Genomic DNA, 19,257 nt, shown 5'->3' on the forward strand with positions numbered 1-19,257 from the left:
AGCCATGCAAGTAACATATAAGCAAGTTGAATAAGCTAATGAAATCTATGCAGCATCTAAATCCTAATAAAACATTGTTCAAATATTGCTTATTAATAAGTCAAAATATTGTGAATCTAGGTGAACTAATAGGCTATTTTAGACGAAAATTATGTTAAGCTTATAAGGCATTTGTTGTACCTATATATTCAATTCTAGCGAATCAGGAAGTAACCGGTGAAGTTCATTACTCGATTTTTCATATTTTTAGTGATCTGTGCCCTCTTGGGTGTAGGCGCCTTAGTTGGTTTTTACTCTTATCTTAAGCCCCAATTACCAGACGTCACGACACTTAAAAATATTGAGCTCCAAACCCCTATGCAAGTCTTTAGCCAAGACGGAAAACTGATTGCTCAATTTGGCGAGCAAAAACGTATTCCTTTAGAGCTAAATGAAATGCCACCTAAGCTTATTCAAGCTATTGTTGCGACAGAAGATAATCGCTTCTATGAGCACTATGGCGTCGATCCTATAGGTATCACACGTGCGGCGCTTGTGGTTGCTATGTCTGGCAGCGCAAAGCAAGGTGCAAGTACCATTACCCAACAGCTTGCACGTAACTTCTTCTTAAATAATGATAAGAAGATAATGCGTAAAGTAAAAGAGATCTTCATTGCGCTACATATTGAAGAGCTTTTAACCAAAGATGAAATCCTTGAACTTTACCTAAATAAAATCTATTTAGGTCACCGCGCTTACGGTGTTGGCGCAGCTGCGCAAGTTTACTTTGGTAAAGATATCAAAGACCTAACCTTAGGTGAAATTGCAATTATTGCCGGCCTGCCAAAAGCACCGTCAACAATGAACCCAATTTACTCAGTTGATCGCGCTTTAACGCGTCGTAATGTCGTGCTTTCACGTATGTTAGCAGAGAACTACATTACTCAAGAAGAGTATGAAACAGCGAAAGCTGAGCCGATTATTTCTAAATATCATGGTGCGAAAATTGAGTTGAATGCGCCTTACGTGGCTGAAATGGCACGTGCCTGGGCGAAGAAAAAATATGGTGAAGCCGCTTATACTTCCGGCTTGAAAATCTACACTACCGTGAAGAGTAATCTTCAAGAAGCAGCCAATGAAGCAGCGATTGGCAACCTACTTAACTATGACGAGCGTCACGGTTATCGTGGTGCGCAAGCAACGGTTTGGAAGGATGGTGAAGCGCCGCTTGATGAAGAAGGCTTAAAAGCTTACCTACGCAAGCAACCAACTTACGGTCTGCTCTTCCCTGCTGTCGTGATGAAAGTGAATGCTAAATCTGCTGATGTCTATATTAAAAACATTGGTTATAAAACCATTGAATGGGATGGCATGAAGTGGGCTCGTCGTTATATTTCATTTGAACGTCAAGCCTCTGCGCCAAAACGTGCAGCGGATATCATGAAAGTCGGCGACCAAGTTTGGGTTCGTCAAGAAGATGAATTGCATGAAATCGTAGCAGAAGAAACTGAAAACGAAATCACAGATCCAAACATGCAAGAAGCGGCATGGCGTTTAAGTCAAGTGCCTGAAGCAAACACTGCATTTGTGGCGATGAATCCAAATAATGGCGCAGTGCTTTCACTTGTTGGTGGCTTTAACTTCCATCACAGTAAGTTTAACCGCGTGACCATGTCTGTGCGTCAGGTGGGCTCGGGTATTAAACCATTTATTTACTCAGCAGCAATTGATAAAGGCTTAACCCTTGCAACCTTAATTAACGATGCGCCAATTAGCAAATGGGATCCGTGGCAGAAAAAAGCATGGCGTCCGAAAAACTCGCCACCGACTTACTTAGGCCCAACACGTATGCGTATCGGTCTAGCACAGTCGAAAAACGTGATGGCGATTCGTGTTCTACGTGAAGTAGGTTTAGATGATGCGATTGATTACCTTGGCCGCTTTGGCTTTGATAAGAGTAAGATCCCGCACTCTGAAACTATCGCACTAGGCGCAGGTAGCTTAACCCCAATGAAGATGGCGCAAGGTTTATCTGTGTTTGCCAACGGCGGTTATCATGTCGAGTCGTATTTTGTTGAACACGTTGAAGATCCATATGGCAACTTAGTCTACCGCGCAAACCCAACTTTGGTTTGTGAGGAAGATTGCCCGACGGACCCAATTACAGTCGATGCCCAAGGCACGCAGCAAAAACCACGTAAAGCTGAAGAAGTGATTTCACCTCAAACTGCTTTCTTGGTTCGTCAAATGATGTATAGCAACATTTGGGGCGGCGGTTCTTGGAAAGATGGCACTGCATGGAATGGTACAGGTTGGCGTGGTCGCGCACTTGAGCGTCATGATATTGGCGGTAAAACCGGTACCACCAATGATGTCAAAGATGCTTGGTACAATGGTTATGGACCAAATATTGTGGCAACAGTTTGGGTTGGCTTTGATAGCTCAAGCCATGGTTTAGGCCGCACGCGCCCAAGCCCTTACTATACTCGTGAAGAGCAGTTTAATGGTGGCGAATCAGGGGCAACGACCTCTCAACCAGCTTGGATTGAGTTCATGAAAGAAGCATTGAAAGATGTTCCTGAACAAGAACTTGTTATTCCGCCTGAGATTGAAAAAGTGCGAATTAACCGTAATACAGGTTACTTAACCAATAGCACTGGCAAGTCAGCAATTTGGGAGTATTTCCGTGAAGGCACTGAGCCAAAACGTTACTCTCAACCTAAACCTAAGGTGAATAGTAACCAGTCTGTCTTCACTTCAGATGGTGGCGATGATAGCTTGTTCTAGTCGCTAAGCACTAAAAATTAAGCCCAAGTTTGATTCTTCAACTTGGGCTTTTTTATAGCTAATGCTTTGGATAATTATTTCTCAACAACCGACTTAATAGCATCAGCTAATTGCTGAAAACACTTACGCATTGGTGAGCCTGGGCGATACACCAAAACAATTTTACGGTTTGGCGTTGGATGAATCGCATCAATATATACCACACCATCTTTTTGTGGCTCATCTGGGGTAGCAAACTCAGGCAATAAAGTGATCCCACCCCCTGCTGCGACCATGTTACGCAGCGTCTCTAAACTCGTCGCTTTAAAGTGCTCATCATCTTTTGCTCCAGCAGCAAAGCAAAAGCCAAGGGCTTGGTCACGCAAACAGTGCCCATCGCCGAGCGCTAAAACAGTCTCCCCCTCTAATAGCTTCATATCAATGGGATTTTGCGTCGCCCAAGGGTGCCCTTCTGGCACTGCCATTTTCATATTTTCGACATACAAATCAAGCTCAATAAAGGCTTCTGTTTCTTCAACTGATGCTAAGACGAGACAATCTAATTTACCTTCAGCTAAGGACTGAACCAAATTCTTGGTTTGCGCTTCATGTAAATAAAGGTGTAAGTCAGGGAACTGAGCTTTTAACGGCTTAATGATTTTAGGCAGTAAGTAAGGACCAACAGTTGGGATAAAACCAATATGCAGCGGCCCACTCATATCTTTACCTTGCACATTCGCCATATCTTGAAAGACTTTTACTTCTGCTAAAATTCGTTTGGCTTGAGCCACCATTTGCAGACCTGGTTCAGTAAACAAGACACGACGACTGCTACGTTCAAGCAATGGCGCACCTAGTTCATCTTCTAGTTTTCGAATTTGTCCACTCAAGGTTGGCTGGCTCACAAAACAAGCTTCGGCTGCTTTTCGAAAGTGTTTATGCTCAGCCAGTGCAACTAAGTATTCTAAATCTCTAATGTTCATGACATGCCTTGTGATAGTGAGTATAGGTCTAGTCTATCAAATATATAACATCAAAAGCCACACTCTGTTTACATAAAATAAACATTAAAGTTTCGCGAATGATCACACTCTCCTTATTAGCGCATCGCGCTTTCTGTGCGAGAGCTACAATTAAGATTGAACATAAGACTCTACAATAATGAAGCAAATCAAATACGCGAAGTAAGGACACTGCATGTTCTGCTTTATAAGTCGTTACCCTGGTAATCCATAATAACAGGCTGAACTATGAAAAAACTAAATGTTGATGTCGCTGTAATTGGCGGCGGTACTGCTGGACTTGGCGCATTTCGCGCAGCAAAAGCATATACCCAAAATGTTGTCATGATTGAATCTGGCCCTTATGGCACCACTTGTGCTCGAGTTGGCTGCATGCCTTCAAAGCTTTTAATTGCTGCTGCAGAAAGCGTTCATCATGTTGAAAAGGCGCACCAGTTTGGCGTCCACCCACAAGGCGAAACACTTATTAATGGCAAGGAAGTCATGGCGCGAGTAAAGAGTGAACGTGACCGCTTTGTGGGCTTTGTACTCGAAGATGTCGACCTTATTCCAAGTGAACAAAAAGTTGCAGGTGAAGCTAAATTCATTGATGCGCATACCTTGATGGTTGATGATCACACCCAAATCACAGCAAAACAAATAGTGATCGCAACCGGCTCTCGCCCTGCCTACCCTGAAGCTTGGGACGAGCTTGGTGATAAACTCATTATTAATGATGATGTATTTGACTGGGATGATTTACCTAACTCTGTTGCCGTATTTGGTCCGGGAGTTATCGGTCTTGAGTTAGGCCAAGCGTTACATCGTCTTGGTGTGGATGTGAAACTCTTTGGTCGCGGCGGCCAAGTGGGACCGCTAACTGATCCTGACGTAATGGCTTATGCAACCAAAGCTTTTCAAGAAGAGTTTTATCTAGCGCCGGATGCACATGTCGAAAGCGTTAAACTGGTGAACGGCAAACCTGAAGTCAAATTTATTAACTTTGAAGGCGAGCTTGAAACCTTTACTCCTGATTATGTTCTTGCTGCAACCGGTCGTCGCCCAAATGTTGATAAGTTAGATATTGAAAAAACGGGCATTAAGCTCGATGAACGTGGGGTGCCGATTGCCGATCCTTACACCATGCAAACCTCGGTTGAAAATATCTTTATTGCAGGGGATGCAAGCAACCAATTGCCGCTTTTACATGAGGCTGCCGATCAAGGCAAAATCGCAGGTGATAACGCGGGTCGCTTCCCTGACATTCGCGCAGGTCTGCGCCGCTCTAAACTTTCTGCGGTTTTCTGTGATCCACAAATTGGTACGGTCGGTGAGAGTTATAAAGATCTCGTGGCTCGCTTAGGTGATTGCGATCATTTTGCGATTGGTGAAGCATCGTTTGAAAATCAAGGTCGCTCACGTGTGATGCTGCGCAACAAAGGCATGTTACACATTTATGGTGAACAAGGTACAGGGCGTTTTCTTGGCGCTGAAATGATAGGTCCAAATGCTGAGCACTTAACCCACTTACTGGCTTGGGCGCACCAAAATAAAATGACGATTTCACAAATGCTCGACATGCCTTTCTATCATCCAGTGATTGAAGAAGGCGTTCGTACAGCATTGCGTGATGTCAATGCCAAGCTCCACCTTGGCCCAATTGGGGTCAAACATTGTTTGGATTGCGGCCCAGGCTGCTAAGACTTATTGAGTTCATAAACTAAAGTAATACCATCAAGCCTTGAGTTGTGCTGTCTGCTCTAAGATGCTAATTCAAGGCTTTCTAGTTCTTCTTCGTCATCAAAAATATCTTTCTCGATTTGTTTTAATGAAGAATATAAACGCCAGACAATACAAGAAAACTCCCTTTCTTCTTGGCTTTCAGAACGAGAAAACTGCTCGCAAATAAGCACTAAAGTGTCTAGAGATTGATGAAGTAGCACACTTGAATAAGTATATTGGGCTTGCCAATCATCAGGAATAAGCCAAGTTTGCTTGATGTGAATGGATGAAAAGACTTGAACCAATTGCTCTCGTATTTTATCCCTTGCCACTTGTTCTGCGGTGGATTTTTTTCCACGTTCACGGATTTGCCAAATAATATGGTGGCAATTTAAAATGACGACACCTAAACGCAACAAGCCTAATTTACTGTCTTCATCTTTACTCTGGCTAATTTGATTGATTTGGTGATAAACCAAGGATTCAAACTGGTCAGATTCAAGCGGCGGATGTTTCGCTAATTGGGCGATAAAGTCTCGCTTCAAGCTACGTGCAATCCGAAGCCCACGACGTCTATCTGAGCTTGGCTTTAAAATCTGAAAGGCAAAAATTGCAAACATTAAGCCGACGACTTTGGCGACACCTGAATTTAAGAAGTCTTGAAAATCATAATCAGGTGGATTGTTAACAGCAAGAAATGATCCCATAAAGACAATTAAATATGCCCACAAGCCTGCATTCTTGGCTGACTGCACACGCAATAAGTACATAGTGATCAATGTTATAAATAGCAAGACAGCAAAAATTTCAAATTGATGAATTTGCACCATAATGCCAAATTTTGCGACAAAACAAGCTACAAATAAAATCAACACGGCGCGCATTAAAAGCAGAACTCGACTCACAGGTGATGGCAAACTTGCATTTAGCATTAAACTCACCGCAGCTAAGGTTGTGGCGACGCCGCCCTCTTCCCATCCGGTTTTTATCCAAAACAGGCTGCATAAAAACAAGCAAATAAAGGTTCGAAAACCATTATAGGCCGCTTCATAACTATCTGTATGGGTTTTGACGCGTGAGGTTTTTGGGATCACCCCTAAGCTTCGTTGACGAGAAGGTTCCGTCGACTCCAGCGCTTGCAAGGTTTTCTCAACCCGTAAATAGCCCACACAAAATTGCTGCAAGCGTGACCAGAATGCGTGACCTTTATAATCCGACGGCTCAGTCGGTTTAAATTGAGCCAGATGCTTGGCGATATCATAGTGTGTCGTTTGAGGATTTTTTAGCTCGGCGGCAATGGCAGCAAGGTGTTTGGCTAAATCATCAGGTGGATTAGACCAACTGACCAACATTCGACGTAAGCTAGATATCTGCGTCGTCATACGTAACTGTTGATGCAATAAGTGATTGAGGTATGGATCTTGATAACGCAGTTGATGATGGCTCCAATACGCCTGAATACGTAATAAATTCATCGATAAAATTTTGCTGATCACCTGTTGGTGGGAGTCCCGAATCGGCTGGCGTAATTGATGATCGGCAAGTTGCGGATGCCAAGCTTGAGCTTGTAGTAAGCGCTCAAAATGCTCAGCTAAGTTGGTTTGCATTTTTCTAAGACTTGAAAGTAACGCGGTGCCATCTGAGGTGCTTGGCAACAACATCATCATCAAGCCTGAACATAAAATGCCTATGATCACTTCACTCACACGTGCTTGCGCGATTTCAAAAATAACTTGCGGATCAGTCGTATTGACGGCGCTGTAAGCAATGATCGCAGCGGTATAACCAGAAAGCAAAAACGCATAGGAGACATTATTTTGATAATGGTTGGCAACATAGGTACATAAGCCCATCCATGCCGACATACAAATGGCAAATAACAAAGGTTCATTAAGGGTTGAGCCGACGATAATGAGTGCGGCTTGGGCGCCGAGTAAACTGCCGACTATCCGACCTAAGCTTTTGCTGATCACACCGCCAAAAGTTGGAAAGCCCACCACCGCCGCAGAAGTCATCGCCCAAGCAGGTTCAGTCATTTGCAAAATAATCGCGACATAAAGCGCTAAGATAAGCGCCAGAGAATTACGTAGCGCATAACGCCATTGTCCTTGTGTCGCCTTTCCCCAAGGGGTTTGTTGCCAATCTAACCAGTTATTCATCTTGCTTAGAAGCTGAGTCTAAAGATAGCGTTTGGCTTAAGCTGGTACTTATATCTGCATCAGATAAGATCTCAATGCTGCAAGTTGTGCCCGCAATAAGATCAACCCCATCCGGCAACGATTGCAATTTTATCCGTACAGGGACACGTTGTGCCAAGCGTACCCAAGGGACATTCGGTGTGACATTGGTGATCAAGTCTTGATCATCGGCGCTTTCATTGAGATCCGAAATCGCACGCCCAATGCTTTCTACCTCACCCATAACTTGCTCGCCAGAGGCATAGAGCACAACTTTCGCCGCATCCCCTTGTGAAATATGCTTGAGCTTAGTTTCTTCAAAATAGCCTTTCACATAAAAAGAAGATTTATCCAGAACGCCGACTAAAGGCACCCCAACAGCGGCATAATGCCCAACTCTTGCATTCATTTTAGTGATATAACCATCGACAGGCGCATAGATATTGGTTTGCTCTAATTGCCATTTTGCATCTGCTAGATCCGCTTTTGCCGCAGCATATTCAGACGCCATGGCTCTGTATTGCATTTGTGATTCATCGAGCTCTTCTTTGGAAATCGTATTGCTGCGCATCCGCTGACGGCGTTGATATTCATTAGCAGCTTTATCTGCATTCGCTTTTGCGCTCGCAAGTTTGGCTTGAGCTTGATCAACTTGAATTTGAAATGGCTTAGGATCAAGAGAAAAGAGTAAATCACCTTTTTTGACTTCGAAATTATCATTCACTTTAATCTCAACTATTTTGCCTGAAATTAAAGCTGCGACATCGACAACTTCAGCGCGAACTTTGCCATCACGCGTCCAAGGTGATTGCATATAATAATTCCACGTCCACCAACCGGCCATCAGCGCTATCACGGCAACGAATAAAGTGGAGAAATATTTAAAATGTTTTAATTTCATAGCCAAGCTTTCACCGCAAGTAGAGAGAGGAAGACACAAATCACGAACAAGGAAAGATCCATTAAGCTTGGATGCCAAACCTCGCCTGAATAGATCCAGTCACGGGCAAGGTAATGCACCACAAGCCACAAGACGCCGCCAAGTAAAAAGGCTTTAAACATCGGAGGAAAATACACCGAGGCACCAAAGATAAGATCTGTCATCGGCACTCCATCTAAAAGGTATAAAAAAGGATAGTCTAACTATCTTACCTTGATGTTGAGGTTTTTGGGGTTATTTTTCGCTATTTTAAGATCTTAAGATAATAAAAAACCCAAGCAAATAATTCACTTGGGTTTCAATCTAAAATCTTAACGATGACATATAAATCATGCTCAAAGCATTAAGCTGCGCCAACCTTTAAAATCACCTGTTCATTTAAATTGATCTCTAGCGCCACTTCATCACACGCATGTTGACGTGGACAAATATCACAATCTTTTAAAACTTTTTCAGGTAACAAGTTTTTAGACGTTTGCTTAAAGCCTTGTTTTTCGAAGAACTCTGGCACACGGGTGAGCACAAAGAGTTTTTCAATCGCCATTTCTTTAGCGCGTTCAATGAGATATTGCATAATCGCTGAGCCTTGGCCTTGACGCTGCCACGCCAATTCAATTCCGAGTGAGCGAATTTCTGCTAAGCCTGAATCATACACATAAATCGAACCACAACCTGTCACTTGACCTTGATGCTCAGTCACGGCAAACGAGCCGATATCACGCACAAGTTCATTACGATCACGCGGTAAGTTTTCACCATGGTTTGACCAATAGGCAATCATGCCATCAAGTGTCTCGACATCGGTGAGACGCGCGCTACGAACTTTGACTTTTGAAGTGCTACGTTCAGATAGGCGTTTTTGCGCTTCTTTAATTGCAAAATCAACTTGATGCGGCGCAACCCCGCCCAAGGCGCAACGTTTCTCAAGGCAAGATTCAATGGTTAGAATCGGATAAACGTCTTCTTCGATCACATCTGAGAATTCTTTTAACTCGCTTAGACTTAGCTCTTCAAGGGCGCAGCCTTTTTCAATCGCGCCAACCACTGCAACGCCAACAATGTGGTGCGCTTCTCTAAATGGAATGCCTTTCGCAACTAGGTAGTCCGCAAGCTCAGTTGCATTTGCATAACCTTGTTTAGCTGCTTCAAGGGTACGCTCTTCGTTGACTTTGATCCCATCAAAGCAAAGCGCAGCCATATCTAAACACTCATTCCAAGTATCAAAGGCATCAAACAAGCCTTCTTTGTCTTCTTGCATGTCTTTGTTATATGCAAGTGGCAAAGCTTTGACTGTCATTAACATGCCAGCTAATGAACCATAAACGCGACCACATTTACCACGGATAAGCTCAAGTGCATCTGGGTTTTTCTTTTGTGGCATCAAAGATGAGCCTGAGGTCACTGTGTCAGCAAGTTCGATAAAGTTAGACTCACCGCTGTTATAGAAGATCATATCTTCTGACAGACGTGATAAGTGAATCATAGACATTGACGCAGTAGAAAGTAGCTCCATCACGTGATCACGGTCTGACACTGAGTCAAGACTGTTACGGGTTGCGCGTGAGAAACCTAAGCTTGAAGCAAGTGCTTCACGGTCGATGTTGTACGCTGTGCCAGCCAATGCGCCTGAGCCAAGTGGGCAGGTATCAAAACGCACCATAGCATCAAGTAAACGTGAGTAGTCTCGCTCAAACATTTCAACGTAAGCAAGGCACCAGTGCGCAAAGGTCACAGGTTGAGCACGTTGTAAGTGAGTGTAGCCTGGCAGTACTGTGTTTTGGTGTTCTTTTGCGACTTCAACAAGTTTGAGTTGCAGGCGATCAAGCGCCATAAGAAGTTGCTGTGATTGCTGACGACACCAAAGTTTTAGGTCGGTTGCCACTTGGTCGTTACGTGAACGGCCAGTATGAAGTTTTTTACCAAGGTCACCAACACGCTGAATGAGTTGTTGCTCTACCCAGCTGTGGATGTCTTCGGCATCTGATTGCAGAATTTGGTCTGGGTCTTCAACCACTGAGAGTTTTAAATCTGTCAGTGCGAGTTCTAGTTTTTGCTGCTCTTCAATGGATAACACGTCAACACTTAGGAGTGCTTTTGACCAAGCAATGGAGCCAATGATGTCTTGCTCTGCTAAGCGGTAATCGAAGCGCAATGAGTCGTTAAAATGTTTAAAGCGTGTATCTGCTGCTTGGGTAAATCTTCCGCCCCATAGTGCCATGTGTTATCTCCGTTAATTCTCAGCGTATTTAAATATTTTAATTATTTATTATATTAGTTAGGTTTAACGTTTCTTAAACTCTGTATTACGACTATAAATAATAGTGCTACGCTTGCTGATGCTCATGTCACTCCACAAAGTCGCTCAAGCCATCCCTGGTCGCTATGATTTGTATATCCTATACAAATAATCTTTGCTGCATGACATTGAGCACCATCAAGCTACTTCTAGCTAATCAATTCCTTTCATCAGAATCATATTACTTATTTTTGTTTATTCAAAGCGCGAATACGGCTTGATAGTGAATATAAACGGATAAATCCTGCTGCATGGCTTTGGTCGTAAACTTCATCAGCGCCAAAGGTTGCAAACTCTTCAGAGTACAAGCTGTTTTCAGAACGTTTTTGCGTGACGGTTGCTTGACCTTTATAAAGTTTAATCACAACTTCACCATTCACATCTTTCGCTAACTCTTCAGTTGCCGCTAGGATAGATTTGCAAAGTGGAGTGAACCAACGACCATCATATACAAGGTGCGATGCTTTCACGCCTAGCTCTTCACGGAACTCAAAAGATGCTTTATCTAGCACAAGTTGCTCAACGGCGCGAAGCGCTTCAGTCATGATAGTGCCCCCCGGAGTTTCATAGCAGCCGCGAGATTTCATGCCAACAAGACGGTTTTCAACGATATCAATACGACCGACACCGTGTTTTGCGCCAATCTCATTTAGCTTCACAAGGATTTCGTAAGGGCTAAGCGCCTCACCGTCCAGTGCAACCACTTCACCTTTGGCAACTTTTAGCGTGACGTATTCAGCTTCGTTTGGCGCTTGCTCAGGATCAACTGTCCATACCCAGCAATCTTCGTTTGGCGCATTCCAAGTGTTCTCTAACACGCCGCCTTCAGTTGAGATATGCCATGCGTTCGCATCACGCGAATAGATTTTTGTCAGTGAAGCGCTGCATGGGATGTTACGCTCTGCTAGGTAATCTAGGCACTCTTCACGGCTCACTAAATCCCACTCACGCCATGGCGCAATCACATGTAGATCTGGTGCAAGCGCTGCAAATGCGCCTTCAAAACGAACCTGATCATTACCTTTACCAGTACAGCCGTGGCAAAGTGCATCTGCTCCGACTTCACGTGCAACTTCAACTTGTGCTTTGGCAATAATTGGACGCGCCATTGACGTACCAAGTAAGTATTTACCTTCGTATAATGCGCCAGTTTTCAATGTTGGGTAGATATAATCTGCAACCATTTCAGCTTTTAGATCTTTCACATAACACGCTGATGCGCCTGATGCGATTGCTTTTTCTTCGATGCCAACTAGTTCATCTTCACCTTGGCCAACATCCGCAACAAAAGCAATCACTTCACAATTATAATTCTCTTTTAGCCAAGGAATGATAACTGAAGTATCTAGGCCGCCAGAATAGGCGACGACAACTTTGTTTACTTTAATGTCGCTTGGATTCACTAAACTCATGGTGTTGCTCCTGTAAAATACTTGAACGTCCGTTTATCGCTGCGTAATGAGATTGCGCTTAAATGAACTAAATTAATAAGAAAAACTGGTTCCTAAAGGCTGACCTTGCAACACTTTAAGAATTTGGTCTAAATCTTGCCAACTGGCGATTGTCACCACTTGACCTATTTGTTTGGCAGCATCGAGTGCTGATTTTACTTTGACTTGCATGCCATCTTTGATCACGCCGTCTTGAATGAGTTGCTCGGTTTGGGCTTCATCTAAAGCAGGGATGAGTTCTTTGTTAGCATCTAATACGCCCGCTACATCAGATAATAAAACCAGCTTGGCATTAAGCGCAGTTGCCACAGCAACCGCAGCGTCATCGGCATTAATGTTAAACATTTCGCCGTTATCACCTAAACCAATCGAGCTAATAATAGGTAGCACGCCTTGGTCGAGTAGACCTTGAACTAGGCTAGGATCATTAGCTGAAACTTTGCCTACACAACCTAACTCATGATCAAGTTGAGTCACTTGGCATAAATTTAAATCTGATACGCAAATACCTAAACTCGTAACGCCCTGCGCTTTCGCTTGTGCTTGCAACACTTTATTTGCTGTGCCTGCCAGTGCGCCTGTGATGTATTCAATTTGGTCACTTGGCGTGACGCGTAAACCATTTTTTTTACTGACGGAGAAGCCTAGTTTTTGCGTTAATGCATCGACAAATAAACCGCCACCATGGACAAGTACAACTACGTTATTGGTTTGCGCTTTGAAAGATTCCAATAACTTAAAAAAACCAGCAAGGTGAGCTTTATCGACTAAAGCTGCGCCACCTAATTTAATCACAAATGTTTGAGATACATGCTTTGACATCAGTAATTCCTTATCCTTATTAAATACTTATAAAAGCCCAAGCGTTTGGTCGAAACCATAATGAATATTCACGCATTGCATCGCTTGGCTCGAAGCGCCTTTTAATAAGTTATCAATCGCTGAAACCAAAATAATATGCTCTCCTTGGATTTTAAAGCCAATATCGCAAAATGGTGTTTGCTGCACATTTTGCAGTTGAGGCAAGTCTTTCTTCACTCTCACAAGTGGTTTATCGTCATAACATTCAAATGCTTGCTGTACTTTTTGTAAGTCTACGCCAGCCGCTAATTTCGCTGTAATGGTCGCGAGAATGCCACGTTTAAAATTACCTAAGTGCGGCGTAAAAATAACCTCTGCGCCTAAATGGGTCGCAATTTCTGGTTGATGTCTGTGATTAAATACGCCATATGCATGCAAGCTCACTTCACAAAAGCTATTGGTTAAGCTTGCTTTGCGCCCAGCCCCTGTCACGCCGCTTGTTGCGTTGATCACAGGCCACTGGTTTAAATCTAATAAATCATTATCAATCAAAGGCTTTAGTGCAAGTTGCGATGCTGTTGGGTAGCAACCTGGAACAGCAATTAATTGCGCGGCTTGGATTTTTTCTTGATTCCACTCCGCAAGGCCATAAGCTGCTTTTTCTAACCAGTTTGGAAATTTATGCTCAAACTGATAAAACTCGTCATAAAAGCCTTGTTTTTGTACGCGAAATGCACCGGATAAATCAAAAACTTGGCAACCATTTTGTAAAAAAGTCGCCGCAATATCGTGGCTCACTTCATGCGCCGTAGCAAGAAAAACAAGGTCTACTTTTTTCGCGACAGCTTCAACATCGGTTAAAGGCTCAAGCACTGAATCAACAAGGCTTGCGAGTTGTCCATGTAACTCGCTGAGCGCTTTACCTGCATCTTGACTATTGGCAGAAACATATAAACCTGATAGCTTGAGATAAGGATGACGGGTCACTAAAAGCGCTAATTCTGCACCTGTATAACCACTTGCGCCAATAATCGCAGTGTTTAATACTTGTTTGCCTTGTGCCCCAGTGTCCATACTCTCGCTCCAGTTAATGATTAATAAAAAGAATATCCACTCAGAAAAAATGCCAAATCGTGATTTTTTATTCACTTTAAATGAGTTAATATTCTTTTTATCTTTTTTTCGTACACATGTCAATAAGGAAATGCTCTCAAATGTTGAAACAAGCAAGTTTTAAAGAGGTTTATCGGGGCCTTATCGAAACCCCATCTATTAGTGCCAATACTCCAGAGCTAGATCAAGGCAATCAGGCTGTGATTGAAAAGCTCGCGACATGGTTTGAAGACATTGGTTTTGAGAGCCAAATTATTGACGTGGCACCGGGTAAGAAGAACTTACTTGCGAAAATAGGTCAAGGGGAAGGCGGGCTACTTTTATCTGGTCACTCAGATACAGTGCCTTTTGATGCCGATCGCTGGGAAACCAACCCACATCAATTCATTGAAAAAGATAACAAATTTTATGGGCTTGGTACAGCAGACATGAAAGGCTTCTTTGCTTTTATTTATGAAGCCGCACGTAGCGTCGATTGGAGCAAACAGACCAAGCCTTTATATGTGCTTGCCACTTGCGATGAAGAAACCAGCATGCTTGGTGCGCAACATTTCACCCAAAACAGCCCGATTCAGCCAGATTTTTGTATTATTGGTGAGCCAACGAGCCTTAAGCCAATTCGTGCACACAAAGGTCATGTGGCAAAGGCAATTCGGATCACGGGTAAGTCTGGGCACTCATCTAATCCAGCGCTTGGGATTAATGCCATTGAAATCATGAATGAAGTCTTGTTTAAGCTGATGCAATTACGCCAAGAGCTGATCAAACGCTATCGTAATCCTGGTTTTGAGATCCCTGAACCCACCATGAACTTTGGTCATATTCACGGTGGTGACAGTGCCAATCGTATCTGCGGCTGTTGTGAGCTTCACTTTGATGTGCGTCCACTGCCGGGAATGAGCTTGCAAGGTCTTGATCAACTCGTGCGTGAATATTTAGTTGAAATTGAAGCCAAATGGCCAAATTCGGTCGATATTCGCGCTTTGCATGATTCGATTCCTGGTTATGAATGTCAGCAAGATCACCCGTTTGTTCAAGGCATTGAGGAGCTGACCCAAACCAAAACTGAAACCGTTAACTACTGCACCGAAGCGCCCTTTTTACAAGAGCTGTGCCCAACATTGGTGTTAGGCCCTGGTTCCATCGATCAAGCGCACCAACCGAATGAGTTTTTAAGTTTTGAGTTTATCGATCCAACAACGAAACTGCTCACAGAGATGATGAATAAGTATTGCTTTGAGTAATCATAGGGTTTATTTTGCTATAAGAATTAATTCTAAGATAGAAATAAATACCTTATCTATAAATGCGCCAAGACAATAAAATGATCACAAATCAAAGCGTATAAAAGAAAATCTCATAAGGGTTAAATTATGGCATTTTTCTTTTAGCAAATAGATATAACTCAAGCTTAAAACATAAAGAGCATATGCATTTAGAAGCATAAATATGCAAAATTAATTCTCATTTAGCAAACGATTAAATACACACAGGAACAAAGATTTAAAAATAGAGACCACTTTTAGACAAAGGTTATGATGCGTATCAATTATGATGTTATTTTTTTACATCTGATAAGATTTAATACGCATAATTGTTGACTATTTGTGCATTAGTTCGCTAAATTGGAATGAATTCTCTATTTTTATATGTAATCTAATTACAAGGAATGGTCATATGAATGAAAAATATTCGGCACTCAAAAGCAATGTTCGCATGTTGGGTGATATTCTAGGTGCAACAATTCAAGAGGCTCACGGTGATGAGATCTTGAATAAAGTTGAGACAATTCGCCAGCTTTCAAAGTCGGCTCGCTCTGGTGATGCAGAAGCAAGAACTCAACTCGTTGATGAAATTAAGCACCTACCGAACCACCAACTGACGCCAGTTGCACACGCTTTTAGTCAGTTCCTTAACCTGACCAATATCGCAGAACAGTTCCACACGATTTCGCGCCACTCAGAACAAAATCTTAATGAAATCGATGCAATTAACGACCTATTCCAAAAACTAGATCAAAATAAAATTAGCAAAGCAGAAGCTTCTGCTGCGGTCAAACGCTTAAATATTGAATTGGTATTAACTGCGCACCCAACTGAGATCACGCGTCGTACTATGATCAACAAGCTCGTTAAGATGAATGATTGCTTGTCGATCCTTGAGCTTAACGATATTTCACCACGTGAGCGTCAGCGCACCGAACGTAAGCTTGAAAACTTGATTGCTCAGTCTTGGCATTCTGATGCGATTCGCCAGCAACGCCCAACCCCAATTGATGAAGCCAAATGGGGCTTTGCTGTGGTTGAAAACTCATTATGGACGGCTGTGCCTGAGTTTTTGCGTGAGTTTGACCTCAAGCTAAAATCACATCTAGGTGAAGGTCTGCCAATTGATGCGCGTCCAATCCACTTCTCATCCTGGATGGGCGGCGACCGTGATGGTAACCCGAATGTTACCCACCCAATCACAGAAGAAGTGCTGTCTTTGTCTCGCTGGAAAGCGGCTGATCTTTTCTACACGGATATTGATAATCTGGTTCAAGAACTATCAATGACCCAGTGTAATAAAGAACTCGCTATCGCATCTGAGCATGCTCACGAACCTTATCGTGAAGTTCTAAAACGCCTGCGCACTTTGTTAAATGACACTCGTAAAGTCTTGTTTGCCAAACTTGAAGGCCACGAAGTTCCAAACAAGAAAATCATCACTAAAGTTAGTGAGCTTTGGGATCCGCTCTTCCTTTGCTATCAATCATTGAAAGATTGCGGCATGAGCATTATCGCAGAAGGCTCAATCTTAGATACAATGCGCCGCGTGAAAGCATTCGGTATTCACCTTGTACGCCTTGATATTCGCCAAGAAAGTACCCGTCACGCAAACGTGATCAGCGAAATTACTCAATATCTTGAGCTTGGTGATTACAATGAGTGGAGCGAAGAGAAGAAAATTGAATTCTTAACTCAAGAACTCAACTCAAAACGTCCACTGCTGCCGCGTCATTTCCAGCCTTCAGCTGAAGTGCAAGAAGTGCTTGATACTTGCCGCGTGATTGCAGCCCATGATCGCAGCGCGTTTGGTTCATATATCATCTCGATGGCACGCACCGCATCAGATGTGTTAGCTGTGCACCTAATTTTACAAGAAGCAGGCTGTAAATTCCGCATGGATGTTTGCCCACTTTTTGAAACCTTAGACGACTTGAACAACTCAGAAGCTGTGATGAAGCAACTGATTGCGCTAGAGTGGTATCGCAAATATATCAATAACCACCACATGGTAATGATTGGTTATTCTGATTCAGCCAAAGATGCAGGTGTAATGGCCGCTGGCTGGGCGCAATATGATGCGATGGACAAACTCGTCAAAGTCTTTGATGAAGCAGGCCTTGAGTTAACCTTATTCCATGGTCGTGGCGGTACGGTTGGTCGTGGTGGCGCGCCAGCACATGCAGCGCTACTTTCACAACCACCGGGCAGCTTGAAAGGAGGCCTACGTGTAACCGAACAAGGCGAAATGATCCGCTTTAAACTTGGTTTACCAGAAGTTGCTGAAAATAGCTTTGGTCTTTATGCTGCTGCGATTTTAGAAGCAAACTTATTACCGCCACCGGAGCCGAAAAAAGAATGGCGTGAACTCATGGATACGCTATCTAATGTTTCATGCGAGTCTTACCGTAAAGTGGTTCGCGGCGAACCTGATTTTGTTCCATATTTTCGCTCGGCAACGCCTGAGCTTGAACTTGGCAAACTACCACTTGGCTCACGCCCAGCGAAACGTAATCCTAAAGGTGGCGTCGAAAGCTTACGTGCGATCCCTTGGATTTTCTCATGGAGTCAAAACCGCTTGATCTTGCCAGCTTGGCTTGGCGCAGGTGAAGCAATTCAACATGTGATGGAACAAGGGCATAAACCTATGCTTGAAGAAATGTGCCGTCAATGGCCGTTCTTCTCGACCCGTCTTGGTATGCTAGAAATGGTTTACACTAAGTGTAATCAAGATATCTCGAAATACTATGATGAGCGTTTAACCGAGGCAGAATTGCAACCATTAGGTGATAAGCTACGTGCCCAACTTGAAAAAGATATTGTCACAGTGCTAAATGTTGAAAACAACGAAAACCTAATGCAAAGCGACCCTTGGGGCCTAGAGTCGATTCGTTTACGCAATATTTATATTGAGCCATTGAATATGCTTCAAGCTGAGCTTTTATATCGTACGCGTCAAAGCGAAACCCCAGCGCCAGAGCTTGAAGAAGCACTGATGCTAACGATTGCAGGCATTGCAGCTGGTATGCGTAATACAGGCTAAGCACTTATATAAGGAAAAATTGCACTTAAAATAATGAGTGTAATTTATGCCAATCAAAGCTACCCTAATATTCTCTATAAAGAGGCTATCGGGTAGCTTTTTTATTTTTATTTTCTTGATATTCAATAGGTAAGACATGTCACTGCCCTATCTTATTTTAGGTCTGCTTGAATCTGAGCCGGCTACAGGCTATGCCATCCAAAAACAAATCTCCCAACATCTGGCCAATTTTTGGCAAGCCAGCCATCAGCAAATTTATCGTGATTTGAGCAATATGGAGAAGAAAGGTTGGGTAAAATTTGAGACGATTAAGCAAGTCGGAAAGCCAAGCCGTAAGTTATATCAGATCACTAAACTAGGCAAAAAAGCCCTTCAGCAATGGTTTATCACTCCTGTTAAAACGCAGACTATAAAAGATGAGTTTTTAGTTAAACTTTTATATGCCTCAGAGCAAAATAAATCTGACTTGCTCCCACAAGTTGAAGCGAAGCAAGCACAGTTAAATGCACAGATCAGCCACCTTCAAGAGCAGCTCGAGCAAATAAATAACTGGCAAGAAAGGCTTGCGCTTAAACGCCAGTTATTTGAGTTTCAATCACAACATGAATGGTTTAAGGAGGTTCATACCGAACTCTTGGGTTAATTCCATTTCTGCAACATTCTTTTTACATTAAAACCAAGCTAAGCCATTACAATCTTTATA

General features: G+C 43.0%; 13 protein-coding genes. 5 read left to right on the forward strand and 8 right to left on the reverse strand.

Going from position 1 to position 19,257, the window contains the following annotated elements:
* Window positions 1-216: 216 nt before the first annotated feature.
* Complete coding sequence (locus tag AC2VOY_RS05605) at window positions 217-2,766, forward strand: penicillin-binding protein 1A (protein WP_491832912.1); 2,550 nt, start codon at window positions 217-219, stop codon at window positions 2,764-2,766.
* A 74-nt stretch (window positions 2,767-2,840) separates the two neighbouring features.
* Here AC2VOY_RS05605 and oxyR read toward each other — a convergent pair whose 3' ends face one another.
* The gene (gene oxyR / locus AC2VOY_RS05610; RefSeq protein WP_491832914.1) at window positions 2,841-3,728 is read right to left on the reverse strand and encodes a DNA-binding transcriptional regulator OxyR; all 888 of its coding nucleotides are present in this window, start codon (window positions 3,726-3,728) and stop codon (window positions 2,841-2,843) included.
* A gap of 267 nt (window positions 3,729-3,995) precedes the next feature.
* Here oxyR and AC2VOY_RS05615 point away from each other — a divergent pair, with 267 nt between their 5' ends.
* Complete coding sequence (locus AC2VOY_RS05615; RefSeq protein ID WP_491832916.1) at window positions 3,996-5,447, forward strand: dihydrolipoyl dehydrogenase; 1,452 nt, start codon at window positions 3,996-3,998, stop codon at window positions 5,445-5,447.
* 59 nt (window positions 5,448-5,506) lie between these two features.
* On the opposite strand, the gene AC2VOY_RS05620 is transcribed toward AC2VOY_RS05615, so the two are convergent.
* From AC2VOY_RS05620 to argC, 7 genes are all read right to left on the reverse strand, one after another.
* Window positions 5,507-7,627: an FUSC family protein gene (locus tag AC2VOY_RS05620; protein ID WP_491832918.1), complete on the reverse strand. Its 2,121-nt coding sequence runs from the start codon at window positions 7,625-7,627 to the stop codon at window positions 5,507-5,509.
* Window positions 7,620-8,546, reverse strand: coding sequence for an efflux RND transporter periplasmic adaptor subunit (locus AC2VOY_RS05625; protein ID WP_491832920.1), 927 nt, complete (start codon window positions 8,544-8,546; stop codon window positions 7,620-7,622). The genes AC2VOY_RS05620 and AC2VOY_RS05625 overlap by 8 nt, the downstream gene beginning before the upstream one ends.
* Window positions 8,543-8,749 carry a DUF1656 domain-containing protein gene (locus AC2VOY_RS05630; protein WP_491832922.1) on the reverse strand — a complete coding sequence of 69 codons (207 nt, stop codon included), beginning with the start codon at window positions 8,747-8,749 and terminating at the stop codon, window positions 8,543-8,545. Before AC2VOY_RS05630 ends, AC2VOY_RS05625 begins: the two co-directional genes overlap by 4 nt.
* Before the next feature lie 179 nt (window positions 8,750-8,928).
* Window positions 8,929-10,803: an argininosuccinate lyase gene (gene argH / locus AC2VOY_RS05635; protein ID WP_491832924.1), complete on the reverse strand. Its 1,875-nt coding sequence runs from the start codon at window positions 10,801-10,803 to the stop codon at window positions 8,929-8,931.
* 263 nt (window positions 10,804-11,066) lie between these two features.
* Window positions 11,067-12,293: an argininosuccinate synthase gene (locus AC2VOY_RS05640; protein ID WP_491832926.1), complete on the reverse strand. Its 1,227-nt coding sequence runs from the start codon at window positions 12,291-12,293 to the stop codon at window positions 11,067-11,069.
* A gap of 72 nt (window positions 12,294-12,365) precedes the next feature.
* On the reverse strand, window positions 12,366-13,154 hold the full coding sequence (argB, locus tag AC2VOY_RS05645; RefSeq protein ID WP_491832927.1) for an acetylglutamate kinase: 789 nt from the start codon (window positions 13,152-13,154) through the stop codon (window positions 12,366-12,368).
* Window positions 13,155-13,181: 27 nt separating this feature from the next.
* Window positions 13,182-14,207 (reverse strand): N-acetyl-gamma-glutamyl-phosphate reductase, encoded by a 1,026-nt coding sequence (argC, locus tag AC2VOY_RS05650; RefSeq protein ID WP_491832929.1) that lies wholly within the window; start codon window positions 14,205-14,207, stop codon window positions 13,182-13,184.
* A 143-nt stretch (window positions 14,208-14,350) separates the two neighbouring features.
* Here argC and argE point away from each other — a divergent pair, with 143 nt between their 5' ends.
* The 3 genes from argE (at window position 14,351) to AC2VOY_RS05665 (ending at window position 19,197) form a co-directional block, all read left to right on the forward strand.
* Window positions 14,351-15,490 carry an acetylornithine deacetylase gene (argE, locus tag AC2VOY_RS05655; protein WP_491833026.1) on the forward strand — a complete coding sequence of 380 codons (1,140 nt, stop codon included), beginning with the start codon at window positions 14,351-14,353 and terminating at the stop codon, window positions 15,488-15,490.
* Window positions 15,491-15,923: 433 nt separating this feature from the next.
* Window positions 15,924-18,554 (forward strand): phosphoenolpyruvate carboxylase, encoded by a 2,631-nt coding sequence (gene ppc / locus AC2VOY_RS05660; protein ID WP_491832931.1) that lies wholly within the window; start codon window positions 15,924-15,926, stop codon window positions 18,552-18,554.
* 136 nt (window positions 18,555-18,690) lie between these two features.
* Entirely contained in the window at window positions 18,691-19,197 is a 507-nt protein-coding gene (locus AC2VOY_RS05665) for a PadR family transcriptional regulator (RefSeq protein ID WP_491832932.1), read from the forward strand.
* Window positions 19,198-19,257: the final 60 nt, after the last annotated feature.

The sequence above is a fragment of the Vibrio sp. KMM 9700 genome (assembly GCF_058545285.1).